Origin of the sequence: Algoriphagus sp. AGSA1 (assembly GCF_021390545.1) — a bacterium.
Lineage (GTDB): Bacteria > Bacteroidota > Bacteroidia > Cytophagales > Cyclobacteriaceae > Algoriphagus.
Map to the genome: position 1 here is coordinate 1 of NZ_JAJUWR010000184.1, position 1,051 is coordinate 1,051.

The following is a 1,051-nucleotide window of genomic DNA, read 5'->3' on the forward strand; positions in this document are numbered from 1 at the left end:
AAGAGCTTTCTTGCTATGATAACTATGGCTCGTTTGCCGGTATGTCTTTGCAATAGTTCCTCGTATCGATTCAGCATCACCGGATCTCGTTGGACAGTGGTCCAGGCACATTCGATCAGTGAGCTTCTCAGTCCCTGATGATGGCGATAAGTCATGTATCCTTTTCGGTCTGATTCACCGCTGGAATGGACCATCGGTTTGAGCCCGATATAGCTGTTGAAGTGTTTGAAATTTCTGAAGCGATGGATATCCTCAATCTCAGTGAGTAACTGGACTGTTGTCAAAGGTCCTATTCCCGGGATCTGTCTCAGCAGCTTGGAGTTTGCCTTGTATTTTGCTTTTCGCTGTAGCGCACGGACAGATATGGAGACCTTCAAAAAGTGACGGTAGGTAAATTCAAACTGATCGAGCAATAAATCCATTACCAGTCTGCTGCTGTCCGAAGGGAGCTCTACGATGGCCAGCCAGTCCAGAAAATCCTTTGTCCAATAAGGATTATCGTATTTAGGAGGTGTTTCTATCCCGTTTTGAAGGAGTTTGTCCTTGATCCTGTTTTTTACTCTAACCAAGTCTGCCCAGAGCCTTTTGCGATATCGGAAGAGCTGGCGATCACCTTCTGTTTCCAAGGTTGGCACGTGGATTCCTCGCAGCAGTCCTGCACGGAGAGCTTTGGCCATTTTGCGACTATCCACAGGATCGGTTTTTTCACTACTTTCTTTATTGGTAGTGGGAAGATCAGCTGGGTTGATCACCAGACATTCATATCCGAAACTCTTTAGATCCCGATAGATCCAAAATCCAAACTTACAGGCTTCATAACAGCAGATGATCTGATATTTTGGAAAAAACTTATCCAAGTAAGACTTCAAGGCTTTGGGATCAGGTGCCTGACTGAAGGTTTTATGATGGCAATTGGCTGTAAAGATGCAAACGCTCCACTGGCGCTTGTGCACATCAATACCAATGAATAACTTAGGAGAAACTTCGGTGTCCATGATATATTCTTTTTGGTTCTGTCCTTAAAACGAACCAGATTATATCATGGGAACTA

Annotated in this window: 1 protein-coding gene; it reads right to left on the reverse strand. The window is 44.4% G+C overall.

Annotated features, from left to right (window positions below):
• Nucleotides 1–995: IS110 family transposase (locus tag LZF95_RS27265; RefSeq protein WP_233758626.1), on the reverse strand; the 995-nt coding region annotated here is incomplete at its 3' end.
• Between the last annotated feature and the right edge of the window lie 56 nt (nucleotides 996–1,051).